This window comes from Wenxinia marina DSM 24838 (assembly GCF_000379485.1).
GTDB classification, from domain to species: Bacteria; Pseudomonadota; Alphaproteobacteria; order Rhodobacterales; family Rhodobacteraceae; genus Wenxinia; species Wenxinia marina.
On the sequence record NZ_KB902299.1, the window covers coordinates 82,529 to 107,466 of the forward strand.

The 24,938-nt window shown below is 69.3% G+C and carries 27 protein-coding genes and 1 pseudogene; 21 read left to right on the forward strand and 7 right to left on the reverse strand.

Annotated elements, in window-relative coordinates:
* Positions 1-23: 23 nt before the first annotated feature.
* Genes A37W_RS0113325 through A37W_RS0113340 form a run of 4 tightly spaced genes read right to left on the reverse strand, consistent with a single transcriptional unit; the run spans position 24 to position 3,996 of the window.
* On the reverse strand, positions 24-1,304 hold the full coding sequence (locus tag A37W_RS0113325; protein WP_018303533.1) for an ABC transporter substrate-binding protein: 1,281 nt from the start codon (positions 1,302-1,304) through the stop codon (positions 24-26).
* Between the two features lie 31 nt (positions 1,305-1,335).
* Positions 1,336-2,391, reverse strand: coding sequence for a maleylacetate reductase (locus tag A37W_RS0113330; protein ID WP_018303534.1), 1,056 nt, complete (start codon positions 2,389-2,391; stop codon positions 1,336-1,338).
* On the reverse strand, positions 2,388-3,038 hold the full coding sequence (locus tag A37W_RS21920; RefSeq protein WP_018303535.1) for an alpha/beta hydrolase: 651 nt from the start codon (positions 3,036-3,038) through the stop codon (positions 2,388-2,390). The genes A37W_RS0113330 and A37W_RS21920 overlap by 4 nt, the downstream gene beginning before the upstream one ends.
* Entirely contained in the window at positions 3,031-3,996 is a 966-nt protein-coding gene (locus tag A37W_RS0113340; protein ID WP_018303536.1) for a VOC family protein, read from the reverse strand. The genes A37W_RS21920 and A37W_RS0113340 overlap by 8 nt, the downstream gene beginning before the upstream one ends.
* A 138-nt stretch (positions 3,997-4,134) precedes the next feature.
* Here A37W_RS0113340 and A37W_RS0113345 point away from each other — a divergent pair, with 138 nt between their 5' ends.
* Both A37W_RS0113345 and A37W_RS0113350 read left to right on the forward strand, forming a co-directional pair.
* The gene (locus tag A37W_RS0113345; RefSeq protein ID WP_018303537.1) at positions 4,135-5,082 is read left to right on the forward strand and encodes a LysR family transcriptional regulator; all 948 of its coding nucleotides are present in this window, start codon (positions 4,135-4,137) and stop codon (positions 5,080-5,082) included.
* 285 nt (positions 5,083-5,367) lie between these two features.
* The gene (locus tag A37W_RS0113350; RefSeq protein ID WP_018303538.1) at positions 5,368-6,573 is read left to right on the forward strand and encodes a mandelate racemase/muconate lactonizing enzyme family protein; all 1,206 of its coding nucleotides are present in this window, start codon (positions 5,368-5,370) and stop codon (positions 6,571-6,573) included.
* 59 nt (positions 6,574-6,632) lie between these two features.
* Here A37W_RS0113350 and A37W_RS0113355 read toward each other — a convergent pair whose 3' ends face one another.
* Positions 6,633-6,923, reverse strand: a complete 291-nt coding sequence (locus A37W_RS0113355; protein WP_018303539.1) for a DUF2218 domain-containing protein — start codon at positions 6,921-6,923, stop codon at positions 6,633-6,635.
* Positions 6,924-7,007: 84 nt separating this feature from the next.
* Between A37W_RS0113355 and A37W_RS0113360 the strand changes: the two genes are divergently transcribed.
* Genes A37W_RS0113360 through A37W_RS0113375 form a run of 4 tightly spaced genes read left to right on the forward strand, consistent with a single transcriptional unit; the run spans position 7,008 to position 10,558 of the window.
* Positions 7,008-7,916 (forward strand): siderophore ABC transporter substrate-binding protein, encoded by a 909-nt coding sequence (locus A37W_RS0113360; RefSeq protein WP_018303540.1) that lies wholly within the window; start codon positions 7,008-7,010, stop codon positions 7,914-7,916.
* A gap of 2 nt (positions 7,917-7,918) precedes the next feature.
* The gene (locus tag A37W_RS0113365) at positions 7,919-8,860 is read left to right on the forward strand and encodes an iron chelate uptake ABC transporter family permease subunit (protein ID WP_018303541.1); all 942 of its coding nucleotides are present in this window, start codon (positions 7,919-7,921) and stop codon (positions 8,858-8,860) included.
* Positions 8,853-9,797: an iron chelate uptake ABC transporter family permease subunit gene (locus A37W_RS0113370; RefSeq protein ID WP_018303542.1), complete on the forward strand. Its 945-nt coding sequence runs from the start codon at positions 8,853-8,855 to the stop codon at positions 9,795-9,797. Before A37W_RS0113365 ends, A37W_RS0113370 begins: the two co-directional genes overlap by 8 nt.
* Positions 9,794-10,558, forward strand: a complete 765-nt coding sequence (locus A37W_RS0113375) for an ATP-binding cassette domain-containing protein (protein ID WP_018303543.1) — start codon at positions 9,794-9,796, stop codon at positions 10,556-10,558. Before A37W_RS0113370 ends, A37W_RS0113375 begins: the two co-directional genes overlap by 4 nt.
* 321 nt (positions 10,559-10,879) lie before the next feature.
* Here the strand turns inward: A37W_RS0113375 and A37W_RS0113380 are convergent, their stop codons facing one another.
* Positions 10,880-11,773 carry an SDR family oxidoreductase gene (locus A37W_RS0113380; RefSeq protein WP_026198490.1) on the reverse strand — a complete coding sequence of 298 codons (894 nt, stop codon included), beginning with the start codon at positions 11,771-11,773 and terminating at the stop codon, positions 10,880-10,882.
* A 512-nt stretch (positions 11,774-12,285) separates the two neighbouring features.
* Here A37W_RS0113380 and A37W_RS0113385 point away from each other — a divergent pair.
* Complete coding sequence (locus tag A37W_RS0113385; protein ID WP_018303546.1) at positions 12,286-12,846, forward strand: glutathione S-transferase family protein; 561 nt, start codon at positions 12,286-12,288, stop codon at positions 12,844-12,846.
* Between the two features lie 419 nt (positions 12,847-13,265).
* Here the strand turns inward: A37W_RS0113385 and A37W_RS24570 are convergent.
* Positions 13,266-13,391, reverse strand: a pseudogene (locus tag A37W_RS24570) (helix-turn-helix domain-containing protein); the annotation flags it as partial.
* Between the two features lie 132 nt (positions 13,392-13,523).
* Between A37W_RS24570 and A37W_RS21925 the strand changes: the two are divergent.
* From A37W_RS21925 to A37W_RS22905, 14 genes are all read left to right on the forward strand, one after another.
* A complete protein-coding gene (locus A37W_RS21925) occupies positions 13,524-13,997 on the forward strand; it encodes a site-specific recombinase (protein WP_169337583.1) in 474 nt (157 codons plus the stop codon).
* Between the two features lie 140 nt (positions 13,998-14,137).
* Complete coding sequence (locus tag A37W_RS0113400) at positions 14,138-14,566, forward strand: hypothetical protein (protein ID WP_018303549.1); 429 nt, start codon at positions 14,138-14,140, stop codon at positions 14,564-14,566.
* A gap of 277 nt (positions 14,567-14,843) precedes the next feature.
* Positions 14,844-15,014 carry a Flp family type IVb pilin gene (locus A37W_RS23575; protein WP_018303550.1) on the forward strand — a complete coding sequence of 57 codons (171 nt, stop codon included), beginning with the start codon at positions 14,844-14,846 and terminating at the stop codon, positions 15,012-15,014.
* 66 nt (positions 15,015-15,080) lie between these two features.
* Complete coding sequence (locus tag A37W_RS24575) at positions 15,081-15,215, forward strand: hypothetical protein (protein ID WP_018303551.1); 135 nt, start codon at positions 15,081-15,083, stop codon at positions 15,213-15,215.
* Positions 15,216-15,266: 51 nt separating this feature from the next.
* The gene (gene cpaB / locus A37W_RS0113415) at positions 15,267-16,070 is read left to right on the forward strand and encodes a Flp pilus assembly protein CpaB (protein WP_018303552.1); all 804 of its coding nucleotides are present in this window, start codon (positions 15,267-15,269) and stop codon (positions 16,068-16,070) included.
* A 27-nt stretch (positions 16,071-16,097) separates the two neighbouring features.
* The gene (locus A37W_RS0113420; protein ID WP_018303553.1) at positions 16,098-17,597 is read left to right on the forward strand and encodes a TadE/TadG family type IV pilus assembly protein; all 1,500 of its coding nucleotides are present in this window, start codon (positions 16,098-16,100) and stop codon (positions 17,595-17,597) included.
* A gap of 4 nt (positions 17,598-17,601) precedes the next feature.
* The gene (locus A37W_RS0113425) at positions 17,602-18,108 is read left to right on the forward strand and encodes a TadE/TadG family type IV pilus assembly protein (RefSeq protein ID WP_018303554.1); all 507 of its coding nucleotides are present in this window, start codon (positions 17,602-17,604) and stop codon (positions 18,106-18,108) included.
* On the forward strand, positions 18,105-18,755 hold the full coding sequence (locus A37W_RS0113430) for a TadE/TadG family type IV pilus assembly protein (protein ID WP_018303555.1): 651 nt from the start codon (positions 18,105-18,107) through the stop codon (positions 18,753-18,755). The genes A37W_RS0113425 and A37W_RS0113430 overlap by 4 nt, the downstream gene beginning before the upstream one ends.
* Before the next feature lie 15 nt (positions 18,756-18,770).
* Positions 18,771-19,979: a CpaE/TadZ family protein gene (locus A37W_RS0113435; protein ID WP_018303556.1), complete on the forward strand. Its 1,209-nt coding sequence runs from the start codon at positions 18,771-18,773 to the stop codon at positions 19,977-19,979.
* Positions 19,980-19,982: 3 nt separating this feature from the next.
* Entirely contained in the window at positions 19,983-21,374 is a 1,392-nt protein-coding gene (locus A37W_RS0113440; RefSeq protein ID WP_018303557.1) for a TadA family conjugal transfer-associated ATPase, read from the forward strand.
* Between the two features lies 1 nt (position 21,375).
* Positions 21,376-22,353 (forward strand): type II secretion system F family protein, encoded by a 978-nt coding sequence (locus A37W_RS0113445; RefSeq protein WP_018303558.1) that lies wholly within the window; start codon positions 21,376-21,378, stop codon positions 22,351-22,353.
* A gap of 15 nt (positions 22,354-22,368) precedes the next feature.
* Positions 22,369-23,370, forward strand: coding sequence for a type II secretion system F family protein (locus A37W_RS0113450; RefSeq protein ID WP_018303559.1), 1,002 nt, complete (start codon positions 22,369-22,371; stop codon positions 23,368-23,370).
* Between the two features lie 299 nt (positions 23,371-23,669).
* Positions 23,670-24,443, forward strand: coding sequence for a helix-turn-helix transcriptional regulator (locus A37W_RS23780; protein ID WP_018303560.1), 774 nt, complete (start codon positions 23,670-23,672; stop codon positions 24,441-24,443).
* The gene (locus tag A37W_RS22905; RefSeq protein ID WP_018303561.1) at positions 24,440-24,916 is read left to right on the forward strand and encodes a prepilin peptidase; all 477 of its coding nucleotides are present in this window, start codon (positions 24,440-24,442) and stop codon (positions 24,914-24,916) included. The genes A37W_RS23780 and A37W_RS22905 overlap by 4 nt, the downstream gene beginning before the upstream one ends.
* Positions 24,917-24,938: the final 22 nt, after the last annotated feature.

Here is a 24,938-nt window from a genome sequence, read left to right on the forward strand (position 1 = left end):
CTCGGCCCGGGCGGGGACTGGGATCACGACAGGGGCTGCATTTCGCCCTGGGTCGGGATGTCCGGCGCGGTGGAGTTCTCCACCGTCACCAGCGTGAACGTGCCGTCGTCGTTCCGCCGCCACTGGCCGCCGACAAGCGGCGTCTTGCAGACGTTCTGCGCGGCGAAGTCGGGGACGCCCGCCCCGTTCCACTCCACATGCCCGACGATGGTGTCGAGGTTGGTCGCCGCGATCGCCTCGGCCATCGCGTCGGGGTCGGTCGGGTCCTCGGTCCGCTTGATGACGTCGGCCGCCGTCTCGAAGAGCGAGTGGATGAAGCCGATGGGCTGCGTCCAGGGCCGCCCGGTCGCGTCGGTGAAGGCCCGCGCCAGCTCGGCGCAGCTCTGCCCCGTCAGCGACGAGGTGAAGGGGTGGTTCGCCGACCACCACACCTCGGACGACAGGTTGTGCCCGGCCTCGCCCAGCGTCTCGACCGATTGCGGGAACAGGATCGCCTTGGCGACCGTGATCGCCTTGGGGTTGAAGCCCTGCTGGCTCGCCTGATTGCGGAACGTCGTGAAGTCGGGCGGGATCACCACGCCGGTGACGATGTCGGCGTTCGCGGCCTTGAAGGCGTTGATCTGCGCGGTGAAGTCGTCGGTGAGGTTCTGGTAGCGGCCGGGATCGACCGTCTCGTACCCCGCCGCGGCAAAGCCCGGCGCGACGCCCGTGTTCGGATCGCCCCAGGCGTTGCCGTCGGCATCGTTCGGGAAGAGGCCGCCGACGACCTTGTTGGTGTCCAGCTGGTCCCACATGGCGGTGAAGACGGCGATCACGTCCTCCAGCCCCCAGAAATAGTGGAAGGCGTAGTCGAACGGCCGCCAGCTGCCGGGATCGCCCGGGTTGCCCTGCTGGCCGATGAACCAGGGCTGCCACGGCGCCATGGTCGAGATGGTGGGGATGCCCTCGCTCTCGGCCACCGTCGTGACGGGGTTCGTCGTCTCGGGGGTCGAGGCGACGAGCATCAGGTGGATCCCGTCGTCGATGATGAGTTCCTGCGCCACGTCGGCGGCGCGGTTGGGGTTGGACTGGCTGTCCTTGACGATCACTTCGACGTTCAGCCCCTGCTCGGCCGCGATGCGGTTGAACGCCTCGATGGTGAAGGCGTCCGCCTCGGCGAAGCCGGCGAGCGGACCGGTCTGCGGGCTGACATAGCCGATGCGGACCGGCGACCCTTGCGCGAGGGCGGGGGCGAACAGGCCGCCGGCAGAGGTGACGAGGCCGCCGGCGGCGGCGGATTTCAGCAGGCGTCTTCTGGTCAGCATGGTCTTCTCCTCCCTGAGAAAATGAGCGCAGTCAGGCCGCGGGCCGCGTTCCCTCCCACGCGGCCTGCAGCAGTCGGCGGATGTCCTCCCGGTCGAACGGCCGGGGGTTCTCGTAGCGGTTCTTCAGCGCGATGTCGGCGGCGCGGTCGAGGTCGGCCTCGCTCAACCCGAGGTCGGCCAGCCGCGTCGGCGCTCCGGACGCCTGCGCGAGATCCCACAGGCCGCCGCCGACCGAGCCGCCGAACATCTCGGCCACCGGGCCCAGCAGGTCGGTGCCCTTCGCATTGAAGCCGGCGGTGTGCGGCAGCAGGATCGCGTGGGTGTCCGCGTGCGGCATGTCGAACGAACCGCCGACGACGTGCGCCAGCTTGTGGTGCAGCGACATCGCCACGTAGCCGAGCGCGGTGGAGCAGAGCCACGCGCCGTAGAGCAGGCGGCCGCGGATCGCCTTGTCCTCCGGCGCCTCGCGCAGCTTCGGCAGGGTATCGCGGATCGCGCGCAGCGCTTCCAGCGACATGAGACTTGTCACCGGGTTGCCGTCGGGCGCGTACAGCGCCTCCACCGCGTGGGCGGCGGCGTTCAGGGCGGACTTCACCGACAGGTCCACCGGCAGGCCGAGCGTGAGGTCCACGTCGTAGATCACCGTTTCGGGCCGGATCGAGGGGTCGCGGCGGGTCGTCTTCTCGCCGTCCGTCGTCTCGCCGAGGATGTCGGTCATCTCGGAGCCGGCATAGGTGGTCGGGATCGCCACATGGTCGCAGCCGGTGCGGGTGGCGATCGCCTTGCCGAGCCCGATGGTGGAGCCACCGCCGAGGGAGACGACGCAGTCGGCCCCCGCGCCCTGGTAGGCCCGGATCGCGCGATCCGTGACCTCGACCGGCGTGTGCATCGCCGCGTCACCGAAGGTGCCGACGACCGTCTCGCCCATCCGGTCCGCCAGCGCCGCGCCCGCCTCGGCCTGCGACCGGGTGGTCAGCAGCAGCGCCCGCGACCGGCCCAGCCGAGCGACCTCGTCGCCGGTCCGCGCCAGGGTTCCGTGTCCGAAGACCACGCGCGTGGCGATGCCGGGAAAGACGAACGGGCTCATGCCGCGTCTCCGAAAGGGGCCGTGCCGTCGGCCATCGCGGCGCAGAGCGCGTCGAGAGCTGCGATCTCCGCCTGCGAGACTTCGTGCGGACGCCCCGGAAAGACGTCGCTGCGCACCCGCGCGCCGCTCTCGATCAGGTGGCCGACCGCCGCCTGGAAGGCCCGGGTCGGGATCCACGGATCGTCGTCGCCGTTGCTGCAGTAGACCGGCAGCCCCGCCAGATCGGCCCGCGGCAGATCGTCCTGCACCGCGCCGACGCGGCAGCCGGTCAGCATCGCCGCCGCGTCCGCGCGGCCGCCGTGCATCAGGTGCTCGATCACCATGCAGGCGCCCTGCGAGAACCCGACGAGCACGAGCGGCCGGTCCGGCACGGACTGGCGCGCCGCCGCCTCCGCCTCGGCCACGAGCGCGAGAGACGCCGCCAGCTGCGCCCCGGTCCGGTCGGTCATCGGCTCCACCGCCTTGGCGTCGTACCACGATCCCCCGGGCGCCGCCGGCAGGACGACATGCAAGCCGGGCACCGACAGGCGCGAGACCACGGCGTCCAGCATGACCTCCGGCGACTGGCCGCGGCCGTGAAGGAGCACCAGGGCGCCGCGCGCCGCCCCGGGGTCCGCGCCGGCCGTGACGAGGCCGTTCTCAGGCATCCTGGAAGCTGGCAGGCTCGAGCCCCTCGATCAGCTCGGACTTGCGGTCCTCGAACCAGGGCGGGAAGACCAGCGTCTTGCCGATGGCGTCGGCCGGCTCGTCCCGCGCCCAGCCCTCGGGCACGGTCCACGCGAGCTCGAACAGCGCGCCGCCGGGGCTGCGCACGTAGCACGACTTGAAGTACATCCGGTCCTTCTGTTCCGAGATGTCGGTGAACCCCAGCCCCTCGATATGGGCGCGCAGGTTCATCTGGTTCTCCTCGTCGCCGGTATTCAGCGCGAAGTGGTGGATGGTGCCGCCCGACAGCGTCCAGGTGCCCTGCGCCTCGTCGCGGATCTCCATCACCTCGACGACGCTGGTCGGCCCGCCCGCGTTCGGCACCTCGTAGGCCATGCCGTTCTCGTCGTCGGCCATCTTCTTCAGCGGCAGCGCGATGGTCAGGAAGTCGTCCATCGCGGTCTTGTCCATCACCGCGACGACGCCGCCGTAGATGCCCTTGATCCCGTGCTCGGCGGTGACGCCGGCCTCCTCGCTGACGATGGAGGGGCGGTTGTCGCCCGGGTTCTCGACCAGCTGCATCTCGATGCCGCTGGGATGGCGGAAGTCCACGCGGTCGATGCCGAAGCGATTGCTCTTGGTCGCCTCGATGCCGTGCTCGCCGAGGCGGTTCACCCAGTAGTCGGACGCGCCGACCGGGATCGCCTGCTGCACGATCTTGGACTGGTTGGTGCCGCGGCGGCCGTAGACGCCGGGCTTGCGGAACGGGAAGGTCGTGATGATCGTCGACTCATCGCCGTTCTTCGAGCCGTAATACAGGTGGTAGACGGGGATCTGCCCGTCGAACAGGACCGTGCGCTTGACCGAATGCAGGCCCAGCGTCTTGGTGAAGAAGTTGAAATCCTCCTGAGCGCCGTCGGTGCTCATGGTCAGATGGTGATATCCCTTGATCTGGCTCACGCGGCCGTCCTCCCTGACGTCGGTCTGATGGTCCCCCGGGGCGGCGATGTCGCGCCGCCGCCCGTCCTCGCCAGAAAGAGTTACGCCGGCGGTTCGGGGGGAATATGCAAATGCGACCGGACCGCATAACGATACGTTATGAAGTTCGAGGAGAAGCATCTCGTCCATCTGGCGGCCGTCGTCGAGTACGGCGGCGTCTCGGCCGCGGCCGAGCAGCTGGGCCTGTCGCAGCCCGCGGTCTCGCGCACGCTGTCGGCCCTGGAGAAACGGGTCGGAGAGCCCCTGTTCCAGCCGGGCCGCCGCCCCTTGCGCCCGACGAGCATCGGGGCCGAGCTGGCGCGTCACGGCCTCGTCATCCTCAACGCCTCGCGCGAGGCGGCCGAGACGATCACGAGCTTCCGCACCGGATCGGCCGGGACGGTGCGGATCGCCGGCGTGCCGTTCTTCATGGACGCCTTCATCAGCGGCATGATCGGCGGCTTCCAGCGGCTCGCGCCCGACATCCTGGTCGAGCAGAGCTACGGCAATCTGCAGGACCTCGAGAACGGCATCGCGGCCAAGCGGCTGGATCTGGCGATCTGCCCGCTGGGGTCGATCAAGTCCAAGCCGGAGTTCCGCTTCACTCCGATCATCAAGGCGCGCAACGTCGTCGCCTGCCGGGTCGGCCACCCGCTGACACGGCGCAAGACGCTCAGCCGCACCGACGTCGCGGACTTCCCGTGGATCGCCCCCCTGCCCGGCTCGCCTCTCCTGGCCGATCTGCACACGATCCTGCTGAACCTCGGCCTGCCCGAGGTCTGCATCCGCTATTCCGGCGGCTCGCTGCTGTCGGTGCTGAACTACCTCGAAGAGACCGACGCGCTGGCGATCCTGCCGCACTCGGTGACCTTCGCGCACCGCAAGGACCGCAAGGTGACCGTGCTGCCGCTGGACATCCCGCAGCCGCCCCGTTCGCTGGGCATCCTGCGCGCCCGCGAGGCGCGCCTGCCGGCGGCCGAGCAGCTGGCCAGCCACATCCTCAAGCGGTTCGACGCCCTGCGCGCGGCGATCGAGCGGCACCAGACCTCGATCGTCTGGGGGCCGTGAGGCTTCGCCGGCGCTGCTCCACCGGCGCGGCGCTCTCAAGCTCCTCCCCCGCCGCGCCGGGGATGCTCCAACATCCCGGATCATGCATCAGGGAGTACGGTCGTACGCGATTTGACGCGGACCGCGTGGGGGATCAGAAAGGCCGCGACGGAGACGGACCCTGGGGAAGGCCGGTGGGCGGAAACGACGGATTCAGGGCGACGCCGCCTCCGGGAATCGACCAGTTGGAGGGATCGGTCGCCCGTCTCATCCGCGACTTCCTCGAAGACAACCGGACCGAATGCCATGAGAATCGTCGACCTGCGCTGCGCCCTGATCGGGCGCCATCCCATCGTCCGCATCGTGACGGACGAGAACATCCACGGCCTCGGCGAGGTGGAGTTCACCAAGCCCTACATCAAGCCGTGGGTCCTGCACTTCCGCGAGGCGCTGATCGGCGAGGACCCCACGGACGTCGAGCGCTGCATGCTGAAGATCCGCCAGCGCGGCAGCTTCAAGCCGCACGGCGCGGCGGTCAGCGCCATCGAGCACGCGCTCTGGGACATCGCCGGCAAGGCGGCGAACGTCCCGGTCTACAAGCTGCTCGGCGGCAAGGTCCGTGATCGCGTGCGCTGCTACAACGGCAACCGCAGGCAGAAGCGCACCGGCGACCGGCCGGAGGATTACGCGGCGGACGTGAAGTGGATGATGGAGCAGCCCGAGGGCTTCTTCATGGTGAAGCAGGGCATCGGCTTCCACTCGGGCATGAAGGACAGCGTCGAGGGCTTCCATTACGGCGTCACGCAGACCGGGGCCGGCTATCACGGCGCCATGGACCAGGGGCAGATCTCCGAGCGCGGCATGGCCCACATGATCGACTGCGTGGCGGCGATGAAGGAGGTGCTGGGCGACCGGGTGTCGCTGGCGCTCGATTGCGGGCCGGGCTGGTTCCTGAACGACGCGATCCGCTTCGCCCGGACGGTGGAGCCCTACAATCTGATGTGGGTCGAGGATATGCTGACCGGCGACTACGTGCCGTGGGTCAACCCGCAGGCGTATCGCGAACTCACGATGTCGACGTCGACGCCGATCCATACCGGCGAGCAGATCTACCTGCGCCACAACTTCAAGGAGCTGATCGAGACGCAGGCGGTGCGCGTCATCGGCCCCGACCCGGCCGACATCGGCGGCATCGCCGAGCTGAAATGGGTGACCGAGCACGCCTACATGCACTCGATCATGATGGCGCCCCACGGCACCGCGAACGGCCTCCTCGGCCTCGGCGCGCTGGTCAACGTCTGCGCCACGCTGCCGGCGAACTTCATCGCCTTCGAGTACCCGACGGCGTCCGAGCCCTGGTGGCCCGACATCATCACCGGCCTGCCGGAGCGGATCGTCACCGATTCGATGGTCGACCTGCTCCCGGCCCCGGGCCTCGGCCTCGACATCGACCCGGGCGCCGCCCGCCCCTACCTGGCCGAGGAGGATGAGGGCTTCTTCGATCGCGTCTAGCGCAGACCGGCCGCCTCCCCCGCAAGGTCGAGGTCAGACGGCCGTCGCTCCGCCGATCCCTATTCCCACTCCATGCCGCCGAAGTCCTCGCGGAAGGCGAACCGCTCCAGGTGGCTGTCGATGACGCCGCGTGCCCGGGCGAGGCCGTCCGCGTCGTCGGCGGTCACGCGCACGATCAGCTCCGCCTCCGTCGCCTCCAGCCGCGCCGGGCCGGCGGGCAAGGCCACGGTACCGTGGTGGGCGTCGTATGCCACGTCCACCTTGTGGGCGAAGTGCTTGCACAGCTGCTGCAGGTAGCGGCTGCCGTTGCCGGTGCGGAACCGGCCCTCCTGTGAAATCGCCTCTTGCATCCCGTTATCTCCCGAGTCTTTTTGTCGGAAGATATCTGACTGAAATCGTCTGGCATGTCCAGAAGCGCACCCCAGGAGTTCCCGATGCTCAGAAACCTGCTCGCCACCGTCGCCCTCGCCGGCCTGCCCGGCCTCGCCGCTGCGCAGGAGGTCGAGATCGAGACCTATGCCGGTCCCGTCTCTGTCCCCGCCTCCCCGGAGACGGTCGTCGCCCTCGACCTCGCGGCGATCGACACGCTGGACGCGCTCGGCGTCTCCATCGCCGGCGTGCCGGACATCACGCCCCCGGCCTACCTGGCCGACGCGATGGCGGACGTGCCCACGGTCGGCACCCTCTTCGAGCCGGACTTCGAGGCGCTCGCCGTGATGGCGCCCGACCTCATCGTCGCCGGCGGCCGCTCGCAGACGCAGGTGGAGCCGCTGTCGGCCATCGCGCCGACCGTCGACATGACGATCTGGGGCGGCGACCTCGTGGCGCAGGCCGAGGCGCGGGTCGCGGCCTACGGCACCCTGTTCGGGCTGGAGGACGAGGCGGCCGCGCTGACCGCCGACCTCGATGCCGCCATCGAGGAGGCGCGGAGCGCGGTCGAGGGCAAGGGCGACGCGCTGATCCTGCTGACCAACGGCGGCACCGTCTCGGCCTACGGCGACGACAGCCGCTTCGGCTGGATCCACACCGCCCTCGACCTGCCCGAGGCCTATCCCGAGCTGACCGCCGAGACCCACGGCGAGGCGGTGTCGTTCGAGTTCATCGCCGAGGTCGATCCCGACTGGATCCTCGTCATCGACCGCGGCGCGGCCATCGGCCAGGAGGGCGAGGCCGCGGCGGCGACGCTGGACAACCCGCTGGTGGCGGGGACCAAGGCGGGCCAGGCCGGGCAGATCGTCTACCTCGACCCCGCGCCGCTGTACCTGTCGGGCGGCGGCATCCAGGCGCTGACGATCACGCTGGGCGAGATCGCGGACGCGATGGCCGGCGCCGCCGACAGCTGACGATGACGCGAACGGCGCTCGTCGCCGGTGTGACGCTCGCCCTCCTCGCGGGGGCGAGCGTTCTCGTCGGCGCGGCCTCCCTCTCGGGCGATCTTGACGCCGGGCTGCTGCTCGCGGTCAGCCGGCTGCCGCGCACCGCCGCCGCGCTGCTCGCCGGGGCGGGACTGGCGCTGGCCGGCGCGGTGGTGCAGCTGTCGGTGCAGAACCGGCTGGTGGAGCCCGGCCTCGTCGGCACGCCGGAATCGGCGATGCTGGGGCTGATGGCCGTGACGCTCGCCGCGCCGGGGGCGTCGCTGATCGTCAAGATGGCGGTGGCGGCCGCGGCGGCGCTGGTGGGGACGCTGGGCTTTCTCGCCCTGTCGCGCCGGGTGCCGCGGCAGGATCCGATCCTGCTGCCGCTGGTCGGGCTGATCTACGGCGGCATCCTCGGCTCCGCCGCGCTGTGGATCGCCTGGACGACGGACCTGGTGCAGTATCTCGGGATCTGGACGTCGGGAGAGTTCTCGGGCGTGCTGCGCGGCCGGTACGAGCTGCTCTGGATCGTCGCCGCCGTCACGGTCGCGCTCTACGCGGTGGCGGACCGGATCACCCTTCTCGGCCTCGGCGAGGACGCGGCGCGCAGCCTCGGCCTCGACTACCGACAGACGCTGCTCGCGGGGCTGGTGCTGGTGGCGGTCACGGTCGCGGTGGTGGTGGTCAGCGTCGGCGCGATCCCGTTCGTCGGCCTCGTCGTGCCGAACCTCGTCTCGCGCTGGCGCGGCGACGACCTGCGGCGGAACCTGCCGCTGATCGCCTGGGCGGGGGCGGCGTCGGTGCTGGCCTGCGACATCGCGGGGCGGCTGATCCGCTGGCCCTACGAAATCCCGGCCGGGACGATCTTCGCCGTCGCCGGGGCCGGCCTGTTCCTGTGGCTGCTGCACGCGCGGGTGCGCGGCGATGCCTGAGCGCCGCCTCGCCCTCCTCGCCCTCGGCCTCGCGCTGCTGGCCGCGCTGTTCCTTTGCTGGAACCTGCGCCAGCCCATGGGCCTGATCCTGTCCTTGCGCGGGACCAAGCTCGCCGCGCTGGTCGTCGTCGGCGCCGCCATCGGCGCGGCGACGGCCCTGTTCCAGACCGTCGCGCAGAACCGGCTGCTGACGCCCGGCATCGTCGGCTTCGACGCGCTGTTCGTCTTCATCCAGACCGGTCTCGTCCTGACCCTCGGCGGCGCCGGCTTCGCCGGCCTGCCGCCGCTGGCGAAGTTCGGGGCCGAGGCGGCGATCCTCGTCCTCGCCGCGATGGGGCTGTTCGGCCTCGTGCTGCGCCGCGACGCCGAGGACGTGCTGCGCATGGTGCTGACCGGGGTGATCCTCGGCGTGTTCCTGCGCGGCCTCTCCGGCCTCGCCGCGCGGCTGCTGGAGCCGTCGGAATACGCCGTCGTGCAGCAAGCAAGCGTCGCCACCTTCGGCGCGGTCGATGCCACGCAGCTGGCCATCGCATCCGCGGTGCTGCTGCCGACGCTGGTCGCCGCGCATCTCATGGCCGCGCGGCTGGACGTCGCGTCGCTCGGCCGGACCACGGCGCGGGCGGTGGGGCTGGAACATGACCGGGTGGTGCGCCTGACACTCGCCCTCGTCGCGCTGCTCGTCGCCGTGTCGACCGCGCTCGTCGGGCCGATCACCTTCCTCGGCCTGCTCGCCGCCAGCCTCGCCCATGCCGTCTGCGGCACCTACCGCCACGCGATCCTCGTCCCCGCGGCAGCACTGATCGGCGCCGCGATCCTCGTCGGCGGGCAGTTCGTGTTCGAACGGCTGCTCGGCTTCCAGTCGACGCTCGCGGTGATCGTGGAGTTCGCGGGCGGCCTTCTCTTCCTCGTCCTCGTCCTGCGGAGGCCCGCCCGATGATCGACCTCGCCAACGTCACCGTCCGCCGGGGCAGCGTGCCCGCCCTCGACGACGTGTCGCTGTCCTTCGGGCGGGGCGGCATCACCGCGCTGATCGGGCCGAACGGGGCGGGCAAGTCGACGCTGCTGCACGCGATGTCGGGCCTGCTGCCGCCGACCTCCGGCCGCGTGCGGGTCGAGGGCCGCGACCTCGCCGCCGTCCCGGCGACCGAGCGCGCCCGCACCGTCGCCGTCCTCACCCAGACCGAACGCGTCACCGCCCGCCTGACGGTGCGCGAGCTGGTGAGCTTCGGCCGCTGGCCGCACCATCGCGGCCGGCCGAAGGCCGCGGACCGCGAGACGGTCGAGGAGGCGCTGGAACTGTTCGACCTGTCGGACCTCGCCGGGCGGCGGATCGACACGCTGTCCGGCGGCCAGCGCCAGCGCGCCTTCGTCACCATGGCCTACGCGCAGGAAACGCCGTGGATGCTGCTGGACGAGCCTCTCGCCGCTCTCGACCCGCGGCACGCGCGGGACCTCATGGACCGGCTGCATGCGCTGACCCGCCCCGGCGCCCCCGGCCAGCGCAGCGTCGTCGTCGTCCTGCACGACCTCGGCGCCGCCGCACGGTATGCCGACCGCATCGTGGCGCTGCGGCGGGGTCGGCTCGTCACGTCGGGCGCGCGGCTGCTGACCCTGACCGGGCCCATGCTCACCGACCTCTTCGAGACGTCGCTCACGGTGCGGCGGCTCGACGGGCGGGACGTTGTGGTGCCAGGCTGAAGCGGTGCCCGACTCCGTCTCAGCGGTTCGGGCCCGGGAGGCAACCCTGTTCGAGACGAGCAGAGCCCGGCGGCATCGCGGGCGATCCGTACGGAGTGGATAGGGCGATGGTGGCGGAGGGAATGGGCCCGATTCCGACCCTTCTCCGCCTCGCAGCCTGCTCGATGACTCTGGCCGATGCGGCTCGTCCTGATCGAGTACCGTCTGAGCGGACGCCGTCCGGGGGAACATCGCGCGGCACCCCGCCGGCCATGAGCGGGCATGAACCAGAAGCAGTGCCGTCGCTGCCGCGAAAGCGGCCGAAGCGCTCTCCGCTGCCTGTCAGGCGATGCCCGCGCCGCCTGTGACGCCGTAGACCTCTCCGGTGATGTAGCTCCCCTCCTGCGAGGCCAGAAGCACGTAGACCGGAGCGATCTCGACCGGCTGGCCCGGACGGCCGAACGTGCTTCCGCCGCCGAACTTCTCCACCTTCTCCTGCGGCGCACCGCCGCTCGGGTTGAGGGGCGACCAGAAGGGCCCGGGCGCGACCGCGTTGGCGCGGATGCCCTTCCCGATCAGCTCCGAGGCCAGCGCCTTCGTGAAGGCGACGATGCCGGCCTTGGTGGTGGCGTAGTGCATGATGCCGGTCGAGGGATCGTACGCCTGCACGGAGGCGGTCGTGACGATGGACGCGCCCGGCGGCATGATCCTCGCCGCCTCCTGCGTCGTCCAGAAGAGCGCGTAGAGGTTCGTCCGCAGGGTCGTGTCGAAATCGTCGCTGGTCAGATCGTCGAAGGAGCCGAAGAACTTCTGGTGGCCCGCGTTCACCACCAGGATATCGAGCCCGCCGAGCTCCTCGGCCGCCCGCTTCGGCAGTTCCCGCGCATACCTCTCCTCCGTCACGTCACCGGGTAGAGCGACCGCAGTGCGCCCCGCCTGCTCGATGAGGGCGAGAACCTCGTCGGCGTCGGGCTGCTCCTCGGGGAGAAACGAGATCGCCACATCCGCGCCTTCGCGCGCATAGGCGATCGCGACGGCGCGCCCGATCCCGGAGTCGCCGCCGGTGATCAATGCCTTGCGTCCCTCGAGCTTGCCCGACCCCTTGTAGCTTTCCTCACCATGGTCGGCTGGCGGCTCCAGCCGCCGGGCAAGGCCGGGGGCTGGCTGGGGCTGCTTCGGGAAGGGTGGCGCAGGGTACTGATCGCGGGGATCCTGCATTTTCAGACGGTCGGCCATGTGATCCTCCTGGAATCGCTGTAGCGGCTGTCCACCAACGATTCCGGACGACCTCCTGTTCATTCGCATGCGAAGGTCGTGGAGGAACGGCACCGGTCCTCCGACGCCGTCTTCGCCCCCGCCTCCTGCTCCCGGAAGATGCCGTGGTCCGCTTCATCATCCGTTCCTCTGCTCGGGCCGGACTCTCGCATCGGGGGTCGGCAGCCAGGCCATTGCGCCGGGCGACGACGAAGATGCTGGCTCCGTCGTCCCGGGGTCCCCGACGATCCGCAGCGTCTCGCGGGCAGAGCAGCGGCGGCGGCGACCACGATGAGCTCTACGTCGGGCATGAGCACGTGCTCCGGCATATGCCCGAGCCTCCATGGCTCTGCCCGGGTGTCCGGTCGGAACGGGGGCCGGTTCGAGGCGGCCCCGCCCCAGCGGCGACGACGAGTGCCACGACCGCCGCAATTCCCGCCTCTACCTCGGCGCTTGATCCGACCTAGGTTGCGCCCGAGGAAACTACCAGGGCGATGACGATGCTTACCCTCTGGCACGCCCCGCTTTCCCGCTCGACGCGCGTCCGCTGGCTGCTGGAGGAGATCGGCTGCCCCTACCGACTGATCGTCCTGGACGAACCCGAAACCCTCGACGCCGCCCTCCATCCTCCACGGCCGCCCGCCCTCCGCGACGGAGAGGTGACGATGCACGAAACCGGCGCAATGACCGAGTGGCTCTGCGAGACCCGCGCACGCCACCTCTGGCGGGCTCCGGGCGCGCCTGGACGGATCGGTTGGCTGGACTGGCTGCATTTCGCCGAAACCCTCGTCCAGCATGTCGCAAGGCGCGCGGAGTCGGGAGCAACCGAACGCCTGACGGCGGCGCTCGGCATTCTGTCCGAGTGGCTGGACGGCACGGACTGGCTGCTGAGCGAGTTCTCCGGTGCCGACTGCCAGCTGGGCTACTCGGTGTGGATCGCGGGTCAGGTGACGTGTCTGGACGACTACCCGGTGCTGACGTCCTACCTCGCTCGCTGCATGGAGCGACCTTCGTTTCAGTCCGCGTGGGGCGAAAGCGGCATCAGGTTGGGCTGAGCGCGTTGCCAAGAGGACTGCCCGGATTTCTTCATCCAGTTCCTCCGTCCTTCGACCCGATCCTGAGCTGGAAACTACCGGCCTGATGCTGTTTAGGAAGCGGAAAGCAGGTCAGGGTCCGTGCGCCAGAGCCTTCTTCAGAACGCGAAGTTCGAATCCTGGTCGATCTGCGCCAGCGTGATCCCGACCAGCAGGACGTCGGTCCCGTCATAGGCGACGTGCGTGCCGTTCGTGCTCCGGCCTGCGCGATCCACGCGGCGAGCCCCACCTCGTCGAGCTCCGGCCCATTCGCGCCGTGCAGCGGCACGACCTCGGCCTCGGTGATGGGCGACGGGCGTCCCATCAGGCCGCTCCCGCGCACGGCTGGGTGTCCGGGTGTCCATGGTGTGCTGGAGCTGGTCGCGCTCGAAGGCGACGATGTCCTCGAGCCGGTAGACCACCCGTCCACCTGATTTCATGTAGGCCGGGCCTTCACCCGCCCACCGCCAGCGCTCCAGCGTGCGATGTGAGATCCTCCAGCGCCGGGCGAGTTCCTTCTGGTTCAGGCAATGCTACTGCTGCATCGGCTCTCTCCGTTTGCGTGTGCTTCGGAGAGAGATCGCGAAATCCCGCCATGGGATGTCGTCAGGATCGCCGGGGGATCCAGAGGGGGATGAATATGGCCTTGCAGGACAGGCTTGGACGGCTCGCTGGGGGATCGCCATCCCCCTCCATCCCCCAAGGATGAAACCTATCCCGGCATGCACGAACCCATCGTCGACCTGGAGCTTTGGGACGCCGCACACGCCGTGCTGTCGGGCAACCGGAACCAGCGCGCCGGGCGCACCCGGAGCAACGAACCGGCGCTGCTGCGCGGCCTGATCTTAACCGGGACCGGCGCCGCGATGACCCCGCACCACACTAAGAAGGGCAACAGGCGGTACTGCTACTACGTCTCGATGGACGTGATCCAGAAGCGGCCGACGGCCAAACTGCGCGGGCCCCAGCGGCGTCCCGCGGCCATGGTGGAGGAAGCTGTCATCGGCGAGATCCGGCGGCTGCTGCGCGCGCCCGACGTTATCGCGCGCACCGCCCGCGCCTTGAAGAAGGAGCGCTCCGACCTCGACGAAGGCACTGTGACCGCGACGTTTACGCAGTTCGAGGATCTCTGAAAGGCGCTGATCCCCGCCGAGCAGGCCCGCGTTGTCCAGCTGTCGTGGCGCGCGTATCTGTGGGCGAGGATGGGCTTGCGCCGCGACGGGCTCGGCGCGCTGGCGAGCCTGATGACGCCCGCAAGGGGGGACGCCGCCTGATGCTCGCGAACGACACGATCCGAGTCCACATCCCACTCACGGTGCGGAAGCGCGGCGGGCGCCCGCGCATCCTGCCGCCGAAGGAAATTGAGACAACGGACCCGGCGCCGGGTCAGGATCCCCGCGCGCTGCGCGCCATCGGCTGCGCATGGGCGTGGCGGAAGCGGATGGAGCGCGGCGAGGTCACCACCATCGCCGATCTCGCCGCCGAGGAGGGCCTCTCCGACCGCTATGTCAGCCGACTTCTGCGCTTGGCATGGCTGGCGCCGGACGTTCTCGAGCGGACCGTGGTACGCCGCGAGCCCTGCGCTATCAGCCTCTATGACCTATGCTTCGTTGCCTCGAGAGGGGCGCCCGTCCGTGTTCGCAACAGGGATGATGGCGGAGGGACGGGCCTGAAAGACAACCTTCTCCGGACGTATTCTTGATCGCTTACGAGAGCTGTTTCCCCGCTTGCTAGTCGGTCCGAATCAATATCGGCGAAGAGCGCCTCCGGCCTGACCTGCACGCGGCCAGAAATGGGCGGCGGAGATCCTTGTTCACGCGGGTCGCTCGAAAACACAACCGTAGGTGGCGCTGCATCGCCGGTTGGGATGATGAGGGTAGGGTTTCTTAACGGCTATCCTGAGGACAGCCGGACCAGCTGGGTACGGCGACCTGGAGAACCGCGCCCCTGTCCGGCGCAATAGTTAGGGAATGAATGAAATGATGAAGCTGATCTCTAAATTCCGCCGCGACGAGAAGGGCGTAACCCTCGTTGAGTACGGCATCGCCCTGATCCTCGCGATCATGGTCGGCGGAACGCTGCTGGCAACTCTCGCGGGCCAAGTGGGAACCAACCTGACGCAAGCCACCACGGCTGCCGCGCAGCGCTAGGTCCCGGCTGACCACTTCAACCCGCAGCGTCTCGGCGCTGCGGGACCCTTCGCCCATACCCAATCCATGACCCGACCCACGATCTCCATCGCGCTGATGCTCCTGCTCGCCTGCGGCACGCTGGTCGCGATGGGCGCCGGCCTCCATCTGCAGCTCGGCACCGTCCGGATCTCCGTGACGGGCTGGGCCCTCTCCAGCTGACCGGCGCCGCCCCTGGCGTCGCTCCCCACCCGAACCGACAGGACCAGACCCATGCGCCTCACCTCCATCCTCATCGTCCTGACGGGCTTCGGAGTTGCGGGCGCGTCCGCCTATGCGGCCCGGGACTACCTCAACGCCCAGGTCGAGGCGCGCACCACCGCGGAGGACGCGGCGACGATCGGCGTGCTCGTGGCGGCGCGGGACATCGACTTCGGCCAGCCGCTCGAGTCGCAGAACCTCACCTTCATCCAGTGGCCGCGCGAGGCCGCGCCGGCGGGCGTCTTCACCGACATCTCGCTCCTGCTGCCGCAGAACGGGCAGGAGCCGCGGCGCGCCCGGCGTGCCATCGCGCAGGGCGAGCTGATCCTGGCCTCCCGCGTCTCCGAATTCGGCGAAAAGGTCACCATCGTGCAGAGCCTCTCCGCGAACCACCGCGCCATGGCGATCCGCGTCGATGCCGAGACCGCCGTGGGCGGCTTCGTCACGCCCGGCGACTACGTCGACGTCATCCTGACCCAGGGGCGCGACGACGGTTTGCGCACCGTCACCATCCTGCAGAACGTCCGGGTCATCGGCGTCGATCAGGACGCGAACGAACTGAACGACGACGCGCAGATCGCCAAGACGGTCACGCTCGAGGTGACGCCGGCCGACGGCCAGCGCCTCGCGCTCGCCCAGCAGGCCGGGACGCTCAGCCTGACCCTGCGCAACACGACGGAGGAGATCGCGGACAGCCCGCTCGAGCTGACCCGTCTCAGCGACATCCTGCAGGAGCTGTCCCCGACCCCCGAGAGCGCCTCGTCTCCGTCGATCACGGTTCGCCGCGCGAATGTCGTGACCGAAGAAGACCTCTAGGTCGCGGATCGGGAGAGGGTGGTCGCCATGTCGCGGTCCTTCCGGAGCGAGGAGCGGGGGTCGACCCTGGTCTTCGTCGGCATCGCGCTCGCCCTGTTCCTCGGCCTCGTCGCCATGTCCTTCGACCTGGGCCGGGTCGCGGTCACCCAGACCGACCTCGCCAGCTACGCCGACAGCGTGGCGCTCGCCGCGGCGGCCGAGCTGGACGGCGGCACCGACGCGATCGCGCGGGCGACCGCCGCGGCGGACGGCATGATTTCCGACCGCCAGACGTTCGGAGACGGGGACGCCATGCTGGCCGGATCCGGCGACTACACGCTGCGCTTCCTCAGCGAGCTGCCGGCGGACGATACCGCGGCGCCGACGGCCGTGACCACCGACCCGCGCGAGGCCCGCTATGCGTGGGTCACGGTGAACGACTTCACGGTCGGCAGCGGCTTCACCCGTGCCTTCCGCGTCCTCAGGGGCGTGGCCCACACCGACCCGTCGGTGTCCGCCGAGGCGATTGCTGGCATGACGCAGATGGCGTGCGACATCACCCCGCTGATGTTCTGCGTGCCGACCGGCTGGGAGGCCGAGGATCATATCGGCTCCACCATCCTGCTGCGGTCGGGGGGGCAAGGCGCTGCCTGGGGGCCGGGAGATTTCGGCTTCGTCGATCCGAACGGCGCGCTCATCGACCCCGCGGGTCCCTGCGCCGGGCTGAACGGGGCGCAGCAGTACCGCTGCCTGATCGGCGCGACGTCCGGGCTCACCGGCTGCGTCGCCCAGCGCGGCATCGACATCCAGCCCGGCCAGCGCGAGGGCCTCGCCCGCGCCTTCAACACCCGCTTCGACATCTACACTGGCTCGATGCAAAGCATGCGGACCGATCCCTACTACGCGCCCGCGCCCAACGTGGTGAAGGCGATCCGGCGGTCGAGCGGCGGCAGTGGCAATGGCAATGGCAATGGCAATGGCAACCAGTGCATCCAGAGCGAAGCGAACGTCGAGGCGACGGGCGCAATGCGGCTGCCCCCGGACATCTGCGTCACCAACGGAACCTGCGGGCGCTTCGGCAACGGGTCCTGGGATCGGGCCGGTTATCTCGCCGCCAACCACGGCGGAAGCGATCCGGCAGTCGGCCGGAGCTACGAAAACGCGCAGGCCGGCAGCCGTTGGGAACTGTATCTCGCCGAGATCGACGCGGCCAACGCGGCGGGTCCGGATGCGCCCATCCTGACCGGCGCGGGTCTGACCGAGACGGGCCGGCCTGTCTGCTCGACGCAAGCACCCGCTCCGCCCGAGCGCCGCTTGCTGATCGCTGCGGCGGTGGACTGCACGCGCAATCCGATCGGGGGCGCCGCCTCCGGCGTGCCGGCCGCGGAATTCGTCGTCGTCTTCCTGACCGAGCCCGTGGGCGACCGCTCCACGAGCCCGCCCGTGGTCGATATCTACGGCGAGGTCGTGGACGTCGCCGGAGCGGACGGCACGGGCACGGGCGGCTACGGCGGCGTCTTCCGTGACGTCGTCCAGCTGTACCGGTAGCGCCATGAGCCGCTTTTCCCGCCTGCTGCGCCGCGTCGCCGGGTTCTTCGGAAACGACTCCGGGGCCGCGCTGGTCGAGTTCGCCCTCGCGCTGCCGTTGTTCCTGATCCTATTCGCCGCGACCGTCGACGGCGCCCGGATGATGTGGTCCTACCAGAAGGCAGCGGCCGGCGTCCGCGACGCGACGCGTTATCTGGGGCGGACCACGCCCCTCAGCATCTGCGGCGGCGCCGGAGGCTCGGTCGCCGGGCGCCAGGCGCAGCTCGAAGGCATTGTCCGCAACGCCATCGGCGGCGGTTCGATCGTGCCGGCCGGCGTCACCGTCACCTCGGTCGTGCCGAGCCACGTCTGCCTTGCCGGTACCTGGCGGAACGGACCTGTCCCGATCGCGACCGTGACCGCCAGCCTCGAGATCACGATGCCCTTCTCGGGCGTGTTCCAGCTGGTCGGCGGCTCGGTCGGCACCTTCACCGCAACGATCACCGACCAGACGCGGGTGTTCGGATCGTGACCCGCCTTTCCGCCCACCTTAGGCGCTTCGCCCGGGACGAAGACGGCACCACGCTGGTGGAATATGCCTTCGTGATCGCGCTGTTCCTGCTACTGTTCTTCGCGCTGATCGATTTCGGACGGCTGTCCTACCACTGGGTCGCCGCCGAGAAGGCGAACCATATCGCGGCGCGGATCGCGGCGGTGCGGCCGGCGATCTGCCCCGGGGTGCCGCTGGTCAACCTGCGCGGCGACCTGACGACCGCACGCTTCGGCGCCAACTGCGGCGCGCAGGCGGGCGTCTGCGCGACGGTCGCGACGGTCTCGTGCCGCGGCGTGGCGGGCCAGCCGACGGTGAACGAGATCTGGGCGCGGGTCGGGCCGCTGCTGCCGAATACGGCGACGCCCGGAAACCTCCTCTTCACCTACAGCTATGATGCGACGCTAGGTTTCCTCGGGGGACCCTACGTGCCGATGGTCACGGTCGAACTGGCCGACGACGCCCAGGGAGTGCCGTTGCAGTTCCAGTTCGCCACGCCGCTGGCGGGTCTGGGAGCGCTCGCCGCAGGACAGGCCCCGACCACGACCGGAGCGCCGTCCCCGATCCGCTTTCCGTCCATGAGCGTGTCGATGCCGGGCGAGGACCTCGCCCTTGGGGACAACGGATAGCAGGGAGAACGAGACATGGCCGACGACCACCTAACCGTCATCGCCTCCGACGCGGACGAGGCGCGCGCGCTGAGCGAGGGGGCCGGAGCGGTTCCCGGCCTGCGGGTCCGGCAGGGCGCGGGAACGCTGACCCAGATGAACGGAACCGCGGTCGCGATGGCGAACGCGCCGGGCATCCTGCTCGTCCGGCTGGGACGCGACGACCGAGCCGAGGTCGACACCGCCTGCCGTCTGGCGAGCGCGCCGACGACCCGGGCGAGCATCCTGGTGGTGGGCGAAGCGGATCTGCCCCTGTCGATCACCCGGCAGCTGCTGGGGGCAGGCGTCGCCGACGTCCTGCCGAGTCCCGTCGATCCCGAGGATCTCCGCAAGGCGATCCAGCGGGCACAGAAGCCGGCGAACCTGCCGGCCGTGTACACCAATCGTCCGCTCGGCCGGATCATCACGGTCGCCCGCGCCAGGGGCGGCATCGGGGCAAGCACGGTGGCGGTGAATCTCGCCGATGCGCTGCGCCGTCCCGCCGCCCGCCGCATGTCGGCGCGCACGGTAGCCCTGGTCGACCTCGACCTTCAATTCGGCACTCTTGCCAGCTTCCTCGACGTCGAGCCGCGGGACACGCTGTGGGACATCGCCGCGGGCGGCGCGGTGCCGGACGAGGACACGCTGGATGCGGAGATGACCACCGCCGCCAACGGCGTCCGGGTGCTGTCCGCCCCGTCGCGCTTCGCCCCACTCGACGCGCTGCGGCCCGAGGCGGTCGGCGCCCTCCTCGACACGCTGGTCAAGCGCCACGACTTCGTCATCGTCGACCTGCCCCACAGCCTGGTCGACTGGGTGCAGGCGGTGATCGAGCGCACGGACCGCATGATCATGGTGAGCGATTCCTCGGTGCCGTCGATCCGCCAGTCCAAGCGGCTGATCGACTTCTTCACCGAGGAGAATCCGACCCTGCAGATCGAGGTCGTGATCAACCAGGAAGCCAAGCCGCTCATTCGCGGCGCTCATCACCGGCAGGCGGCGAAGCTGCTCGAGCGGTCGTTCGAGAACTGGCTTCCGCCCGACGCCCGTGTCGCCCGCGAAGCGCTGGACCGGGGCGTTCCGCTCTCGGTCGTCGCCCGGCGGTCTGCGCTGACCCGCTCGATCGGCCGCCTCGCGGCGGCCACCGCCGCCCACCTGTCACAGGCCGGCGCCGCCGACCGCTCCCGCTCGCCTGCCAAGAGGTAAGTCATGTTCCGTACCTTCAGCCGCCCCTCCGGAGCCTCGCCTCTCGGCGATCCGGCGGTCGAGGCGCCGGCCGCCGCCAATGCTGCCCGCTCCGTCCAGGTTGTGCCGACCCCCGAGGAGGAGTCGCTGGTGCGCCTCCTCGAGCTCAAGAGCCGCCTGCACGAGGCGCTGCTCGACCGTCTCAATTTCTCGGTCATCGACAAGGTCGAGCCCGAGGAGCTGCGCCGCGAGGTCAGCGCGCTGGTCCTTCAGGTGCTGTCCGAGGAGGGCGCGGTCGTCCGGGGAGAGGAGCACAAGAAGATCGTCGAGGAGCTGATGGACGAGGTGCTCGGCTACGGGCCGCTCGAGCCCCTGCTCGCCGATCCGACGATCAACGACATCCTCGTGAACGGCCACCGCCACGTCTATGTCGAGCGTCACGGCGTGCTGGAGCGGGTGCCGACGCGGTTCCGGGACGAGAAGCACCTGCTGCGGATCATCGACAAGATCGTCAGCCGCGTCGGCCGCCGCGTGGACGAGAGTCAGCCTTGGGTCGACGCCCGCCTCGACGACGGCAGCCGCGTCAACGCGATCATCCGCCCGTGCTCCATCGACGGTCCGTCGATGTCGATCCGCAAGTTCTCGAAGAAACCCTACACGATGGATCGGCTGGTCGAGGCGGGGTCGCTGTCGCAGCAGGCGGCGGCGTTCCTGCAGGGCCTCGTCGAGGCGCGGATGAACATCCTGATCTCGGGCGGCACCGGCTCAGGCAAGACGACGATGCTGAACGCGCTGTCGTCCTTCATCGACCACCGCGAGCGGATCGTGACCATCGAGGACGCGGCCGAGCTGCAGCTCCAGCAGGATCATATCGTCCGGCTCGAGACGCGGCCGCCCAACCCGTCCGGCGGTGGGGCGGTGCACCAGCGCGATCTTGTCAAGAATGCGCTGCGGATGCGGCCCGACCGGATCATCGTGGGCGAGGTCCGCGGCGCCGAGACGTTCGACATGCTTCAGGCGATGAACACCGGCCACGACGGGTCGATGACCACCGTCCACGCCAACACCGCCCGCGACGCCCTCGGCCGGATCGAGCAGATGGTGACGATGACCGGCATTGATTTTCCGATGTCCGCCGTCCGGGCGCAGATTGCGTCGGGCTTGCACTTCATCCTCCAGCTCAACCGGCTGGCCGACGGTCGTCGGCGCACGATGTCGATCTCGGAGATCACCGGGATGGAGGGCAACGTGATCTCGATGCAGGACATCTTCGTCTTCCGCAAACGCGGCCGCGGCGAGGACGGCGAGGTCCTAGGTGACTTCGTCCCGACCGGCATCCGCCCCCGCTGTGCCGATCAGCTGCTCGCCGCTGGGGTCTCGCTCGACCTCACCGCGTTCCAGCACCGGGCGGTGTAAGATGGGACTCGATGGCCTGCTGAACCAGCCCGACGCGGAGCTGATGATCTATGCCGGTACGGCGCTGGCCGTGTTCCTCGTCATCACCGGGATCTCGCAGCTGCTCAGCCGGCGCGAGAACCGCGCGGAGGCGCGGACGCGCCGGCTGAAGATGATCGAGAAGGGCGCGAGTACGGAGGAGATCCTCGCCGTGCTGAAGCCGACCCCGCGCCGAAGCGGGATCGAGCGTCTGCCGTTCGTCGGCGGAGTGCCCAGGGCGATGCGCCAGGCCGGGCTTGCGGCTTCGCCGATGCGATTTCTCCTCCTGTGCGCCACGCTGGCGGTCGTGGTCGCCAGCGCCGCCGCGGCCGTGCTGCCGTGGCTCGCAGCCCTGATCGCCGGGCTGAATGTCGGACTTTTCATGCCCCTCATGGTCCTCAACGCCATCCGCAGCCGGCGCCTCGACAGGATGACCGCCCTGCTTCCCGACGCGCTCGACCTGATGGCGCGCGGACTGCGCGTGGGCCATCCGCTCAGCACCTCGATCCTCGCCGTCGCGCAGGAGATGCCCGACCCGGTCGGCACCGAATTCGGCCTGATCGCGGATCAGATCTCGTACGGTGACGACCTCGTCGATGCCTTCGGCGAGTTCGCCGAGAGACTGGACCTCGAGGACGTCAACTACCTGGCGGCATCGATCGCCATCCAGCACGGCACCGGGGGCGACCTCGCCGCCATCGTCGACACCCTGTCCAAGACCATCCGGGCCCGGATCATCCTGCGCCGCAGGGTGAAGGCGATCTCGGCCGAGGGCCGCCTGACGGGGTACTTCCTGACCGCGGTCCCGTTCTTCATCTTCGGCATGAACATGATCGTGAACCCCGACTACTACATGGGCGTCCGGGACGATCCCCTGTTCACGCCCATGATGGTCTTCATCGTCCTGTTCGTCGTCCTGAACGGGGTCGTCCTCAACCGGCTCGTCAAGATCCGCTACTGATCGCAGGGAAGCACTATGCTCGACCTCATCGAGACCTTCGCCCAACGCTCCGGCCTCCCCGAACAATCGATCCTGATCGCGGGGCTGGGTCTAGGTGTCCTGATGGTCATCCTCGGGATCGGTGCCCTCGCGGGCGAGCGGAGCCCGGCCGCCGACCGGATCGCCGCCATCCGGACAGAGCGGCATGTCAGTCGCGCGAACCGGGGCCTGCTGCACGTCCAGGCGAGCGATCCTGCAGGGATCTGGAAGGCGGTCCTGCCCACCAACCTCAAGGAGCGCGCGGACCTGACCCGCAAGCTCGCCCGCGCGGGACTGACCGGGCCGCATACGCTGCTGCGCTTCACGATGGTGCGGATCGCTCTCGGCCTGGTGCTGCCGGCGGCGCTGGCCGGCCTGGTCATCCTGTCGCGTCAGCCAGGCGTCGCCCTGCCGTTCGGCCTGTCCGACCGTCTGGCCGGACTCAGCAACCTTCGTCTGTTCCAGCTCGTCGTGATCCTCGTCGCCGTCGGCTACTGGGCGCCCGCCAAGTGGCTGAACGACCGCGCCGGCGCGCGGCAGCGGCAGATCGAGGAGGCGTTTCCGAACGCACTCGACCTGATGCAGGTGTCGGTCGAGGCCGGGCTGGGCTTCGACGCCGCGATGACCCGCGTCGGCAACGAGCTGATTGGGATCTCTCCCGCCATTGCGTTCGAGTTCCTCACCGTCCAGCGGCAGGTGCAGGCCGGTCGGCCGCGCGATCAGGCGATGCACGACATGGCCCTGAGAAGCGGCGTCGACACGGTCAGGTCGTTCGCCAACGTCGTGTCGCAGTCCATGCAGTTCGGCACCTCGATGTCGGAGGCCCTCAGAGCCTATGCGAAGGAGATGCGGGAGGTGCGCGAGCTGCGGGCCCAGGAGGCGGCGAACAAGCTGCCGGTCAAGATGTCTGGCGTCCTGGCGACGCTGATGCTGCCCGCGCTGATCGGACTGACCGTCGGGCCGGTGGTGATCCGCTACATCCGATTCTTCGGAAGCTGAGCGACAATAAGGAACGTCTTAGCGTACTGATGACACCGCGCGCCCCATTTCCGGAGGAAATTTCAACCTCCAGATGTTTTCATCATCCCACGGCATGTCGAATGAAGCAAAATCTTGACGGAAGTCGCTGTGGCTTAATACTGGCGGACGAGAGTTAAAAGGACGATCAACAGTCCCGTTTTCTAAGGCACTTCGAGCAGTGCTGGGGTTAGGAAGCGGAAGGTATTATTGTGGTTGCGTCGGCATTGAGCCGGGCCTCTGTAGGGTCCGGACCAGAGATCGTAAGTCTTGTTCAAGGCATGTCCACTTGGACGCTTTCACTGCAGGGTCAGGTACCGTTGCGGACCGGCCTTCAGGCACTTGCGGAGGCCTTCGGGGCCGAAGCCGCGGTGCTGTCCCGATTGACTCCGCGCGAACCAAGTGCGGCGAAAAGCCTATGCTACGACGGCGGCGCCGGCGCGCGGGTGCCGATCGCTCGCTCATATGCCCATTGTCTGCTGGGACAGTACGTGCATTCCCCGCGCTCCGGCTCGATCTGGTATTCCAGCCTGATCGACTGCGACGCAGGCACGGAGCTGCGACAGCTGCAGAGGGCTCGCTGTCTCGCCGATCTTGTCGTCATCGTCCTGAGCGTCGAGTCCAAGGCTATCCAGTTCCTGGAGCTGCATTTCCCGCACCGCCTGACGAACGACTCGCACGGCCTGATGAATGCCCTGACCGGACCGCTTCTCTCCGTCTGGGCTAATCGCTCGCCGGGCCGATTTTCCGAAGCGCTGTTGACCGGCTCGGGGAATTCCGCAGCGCTCGCGGTGTCGTCGGCATCCATTCTCTCGCCGGCCAATCCAGCGGGATTGAGCCGCGCCGAATTTCGGATATGCACCCTCCTCGGCAGCGGACTCTCGGCGGCCCGCGTACGTGACGAACTGAGGATTTCGCAATCGACGCTGCGCAGCCACCTGCGCCAAATCTATGCCAAAACCGAGACCAGCGGGATCGCGGACCTGTTGTACCGCCTCCTGGCGAGCGGGACAGTGGCGGACACGCGCGCCCTTGCCCTTCGGCACGCCTCGTGACGGCGGCGGAGGTCCTGCCTCTAACCCTGTACCTTCCGGTCCTCGCCTTCGCCGCGGCGTCCGACGTGCGCAAGTTGCGGATACCGAACTGGACCGCCCTCGCAGGGATAGCCTTCTTCGGTCTCACGCTCCCGCTGGTGGGGTGGCCGGAGGCCGGGTGGCGCCTGCTCGACGCCGGCACTATCTTCGCGTTGGGTTTCGGCCTCTGGGTGCTGGGGCTGCTGGGAGCGGGCGACGTGAAGCTGCTGTCTGCCCTGCTCCTTTTGGTTCCGTCGACCCAGGCGGCCGCGTTCGCCTTCACCTTCGCGGGCGCCATGATGCTCTGTCTGACGGTCATGGTCACGCTGCAGTGGAGCAGAGCCCTGCAGTCCACGGGGTGGGTGTCGATGCGGGCGCACGGGCATTTCCCCATGGCAACCGCAATCGCGCTCGCAGCTCCCGTTCATCTGCTAGCGATGCTCGCGATCGCTTGACGCGGCGAACAAATAGCGAGGC

Excerpts from the sequence above, each read along its gene's own strand:
- A37W_RS21920 (WP_018303535.1), bottom strand. The coding sequence starts at position 3,038 with ATGCCTGAGAACGGCCTCGTCACGGCCGGCGCGGACCCCGGGGCGGCG.
- A37W_RS0113350 (WP_018303538.1), top strand. The coding sequence starts at position 5,368 with ATGAGAATCGTCGACCTGCGCTGCGCCCTGATCGGGCGCCATCCCATC.
- A37W_RS0113425 (WP_018303554.1), top strand. The coding sequence starts at position 17,602 with ATGAGCCGCTTTTCCCGCCTGCTGCGCCGCGTCGCCGGGTTCTTCGGA.
- A37W_RS0113380 (WP_026198490.1), bottom strand. The coding sequence starts at position 11,773 with ATGGCCGACCGTCTGAAAATGCAGGATCCCCGCGATCAGTACCCTGCG.
- A37W_RS0113435 (WP_018303556.1), top strand. The coding sequence starts at position 18,771 with ATGGCCGACGACCACCTAACCGTCATCGCCTCCGACGCGGACGAGGCG.
- A37W_RS0113385 (WP_018303546.1), top strand. The coding sequence starts at position 12,286 with ATGACGATGCTTACCCTCTGGCACGCCCCGCTTTCCCGCTCGACGCGC.
- cpaB (WP_018303552.1), top strand. The coding sequence starts at position 15,267 with ATGCGCCTCACCTCCATCCTCATCGTCCTGACGGGCTTCGGAGTTGCG.
- A37W_RS24575 (WP_018303551.1), top strand. The coding sequence starts at position 15,081 with ATGACCCGACCCACGATCTCCATCGCGCTGATGCTCCTGCTCGCCTGC.
- A37W_RS0113440 (WP_018303557.1), top strand. The coding sequence starts at position 19,983 with ATGTTCCGTACCTTCAGCCGCCCCTCCGGAGCCTCGCCTCTCGGCGAT.
- A37W_RS0113325 (WP_018303533.1), bottom strand. The coding sequence starts at position 1,304 with ATGCTGACCAGAAGACGCCTGCTGAAATCCGCCGCCGCCGGCGGCCTC.
- A37W_RS0113345 (WP_018303537.1), top strand. The coding sequence starts at position 4,135 with ATGAAGTTCGAGGAGAAGCATCTCGTCCATCTGGCGGCCGTCGTCGAG.
- A37W_RS0113445 (WP_018303558.1), top strand. The coding sequence starts at position 21,376 with ATGGGACTCGATGGCCTGCTGAACCAGCCCGACGCGGAGCTGATGATC.
- A37W_RS0113375 (WP_018303543.1), top strand. The coding sequence starts at position 9,794 with ATGATCGACCTCGCCAACGTCACCGTCCGCCGGGGCAGCGTGCCCGCC.
- A37W_RS0113330 (WP_018303534.1), bottom strand. The coding sequence starts at position 2,391 with ATGAGCCCGTTCGTCTTTCCCGGCATCGCCACGCGCGTGGTCTTCGGA.
- A37W_RS23575 (WP_018303550.1), top strand. The coding sequence starts at position 14,844 with ATGATGAAGCTGATCTCTAAATTCCGCCGCGACGAGAAGGGCGTAACC.
- A37W_RS0113365 (WP_018303541.1), top strand. The coding sequence starts at position 7,919 with ATGACGCGAACGGCGCTCGTCGCCGGTGTGACGCTCGCCCTCCTCGCG.
- A37W_RS0113355 (WP_018303539.1), bottom strand. The coding sequence starts at position 6,923 with ATGCAAGAGGCGATTTCACAGGAGGGCCGGTTCCGCACCGGCAACGGC.
- A37W_RS0113450 (WP_018303559.1), top strand. The coding sequence starts at position 22,369 with ATGCTCGACCTCATCGAGACCTTCGCCCAACGCTCCGGCCTCCCCGAA.
- A37W_RS0113420 (WP_018303553.1), top strand. The coding sequence starts at position 16,098 with ATGTCGCGGTCCTTCCGGAGCGAGGAGCGGGGGTCGACCCTGGTCTTC.
- A37W_RS23780 (WP_018303560.1), top strand. The coding sequence starts at position 23,670 with ATGTCCACTTGGACGCTTTCACTGCAGGGTCAGGTACCGTTGCGGACC.
- A37W_RS0113400 (WP_018303549.1), top strand. The coding sequence starts at position 14,138 with ATGCTCGCGAACGACACGATCCGAGTCCACATCCCACTCACGGTGCGG.
- A37W_RS0113370 (WP_018303542.1), top strand. The coding sequence starts at position 8,853 with ATGCCTGAGCGCCGCCTCGCCCTCCTCGCCCTCGGCCTCGCGCTGCTG.
- A37W_RS0113360 (WP_018303540.1), top strand. The coding sequence starts at position 7,008 with ATGCTCAGAAACCTGCTCGCCACCGTCGCCCTCGCCGGCCTGCCCGGC.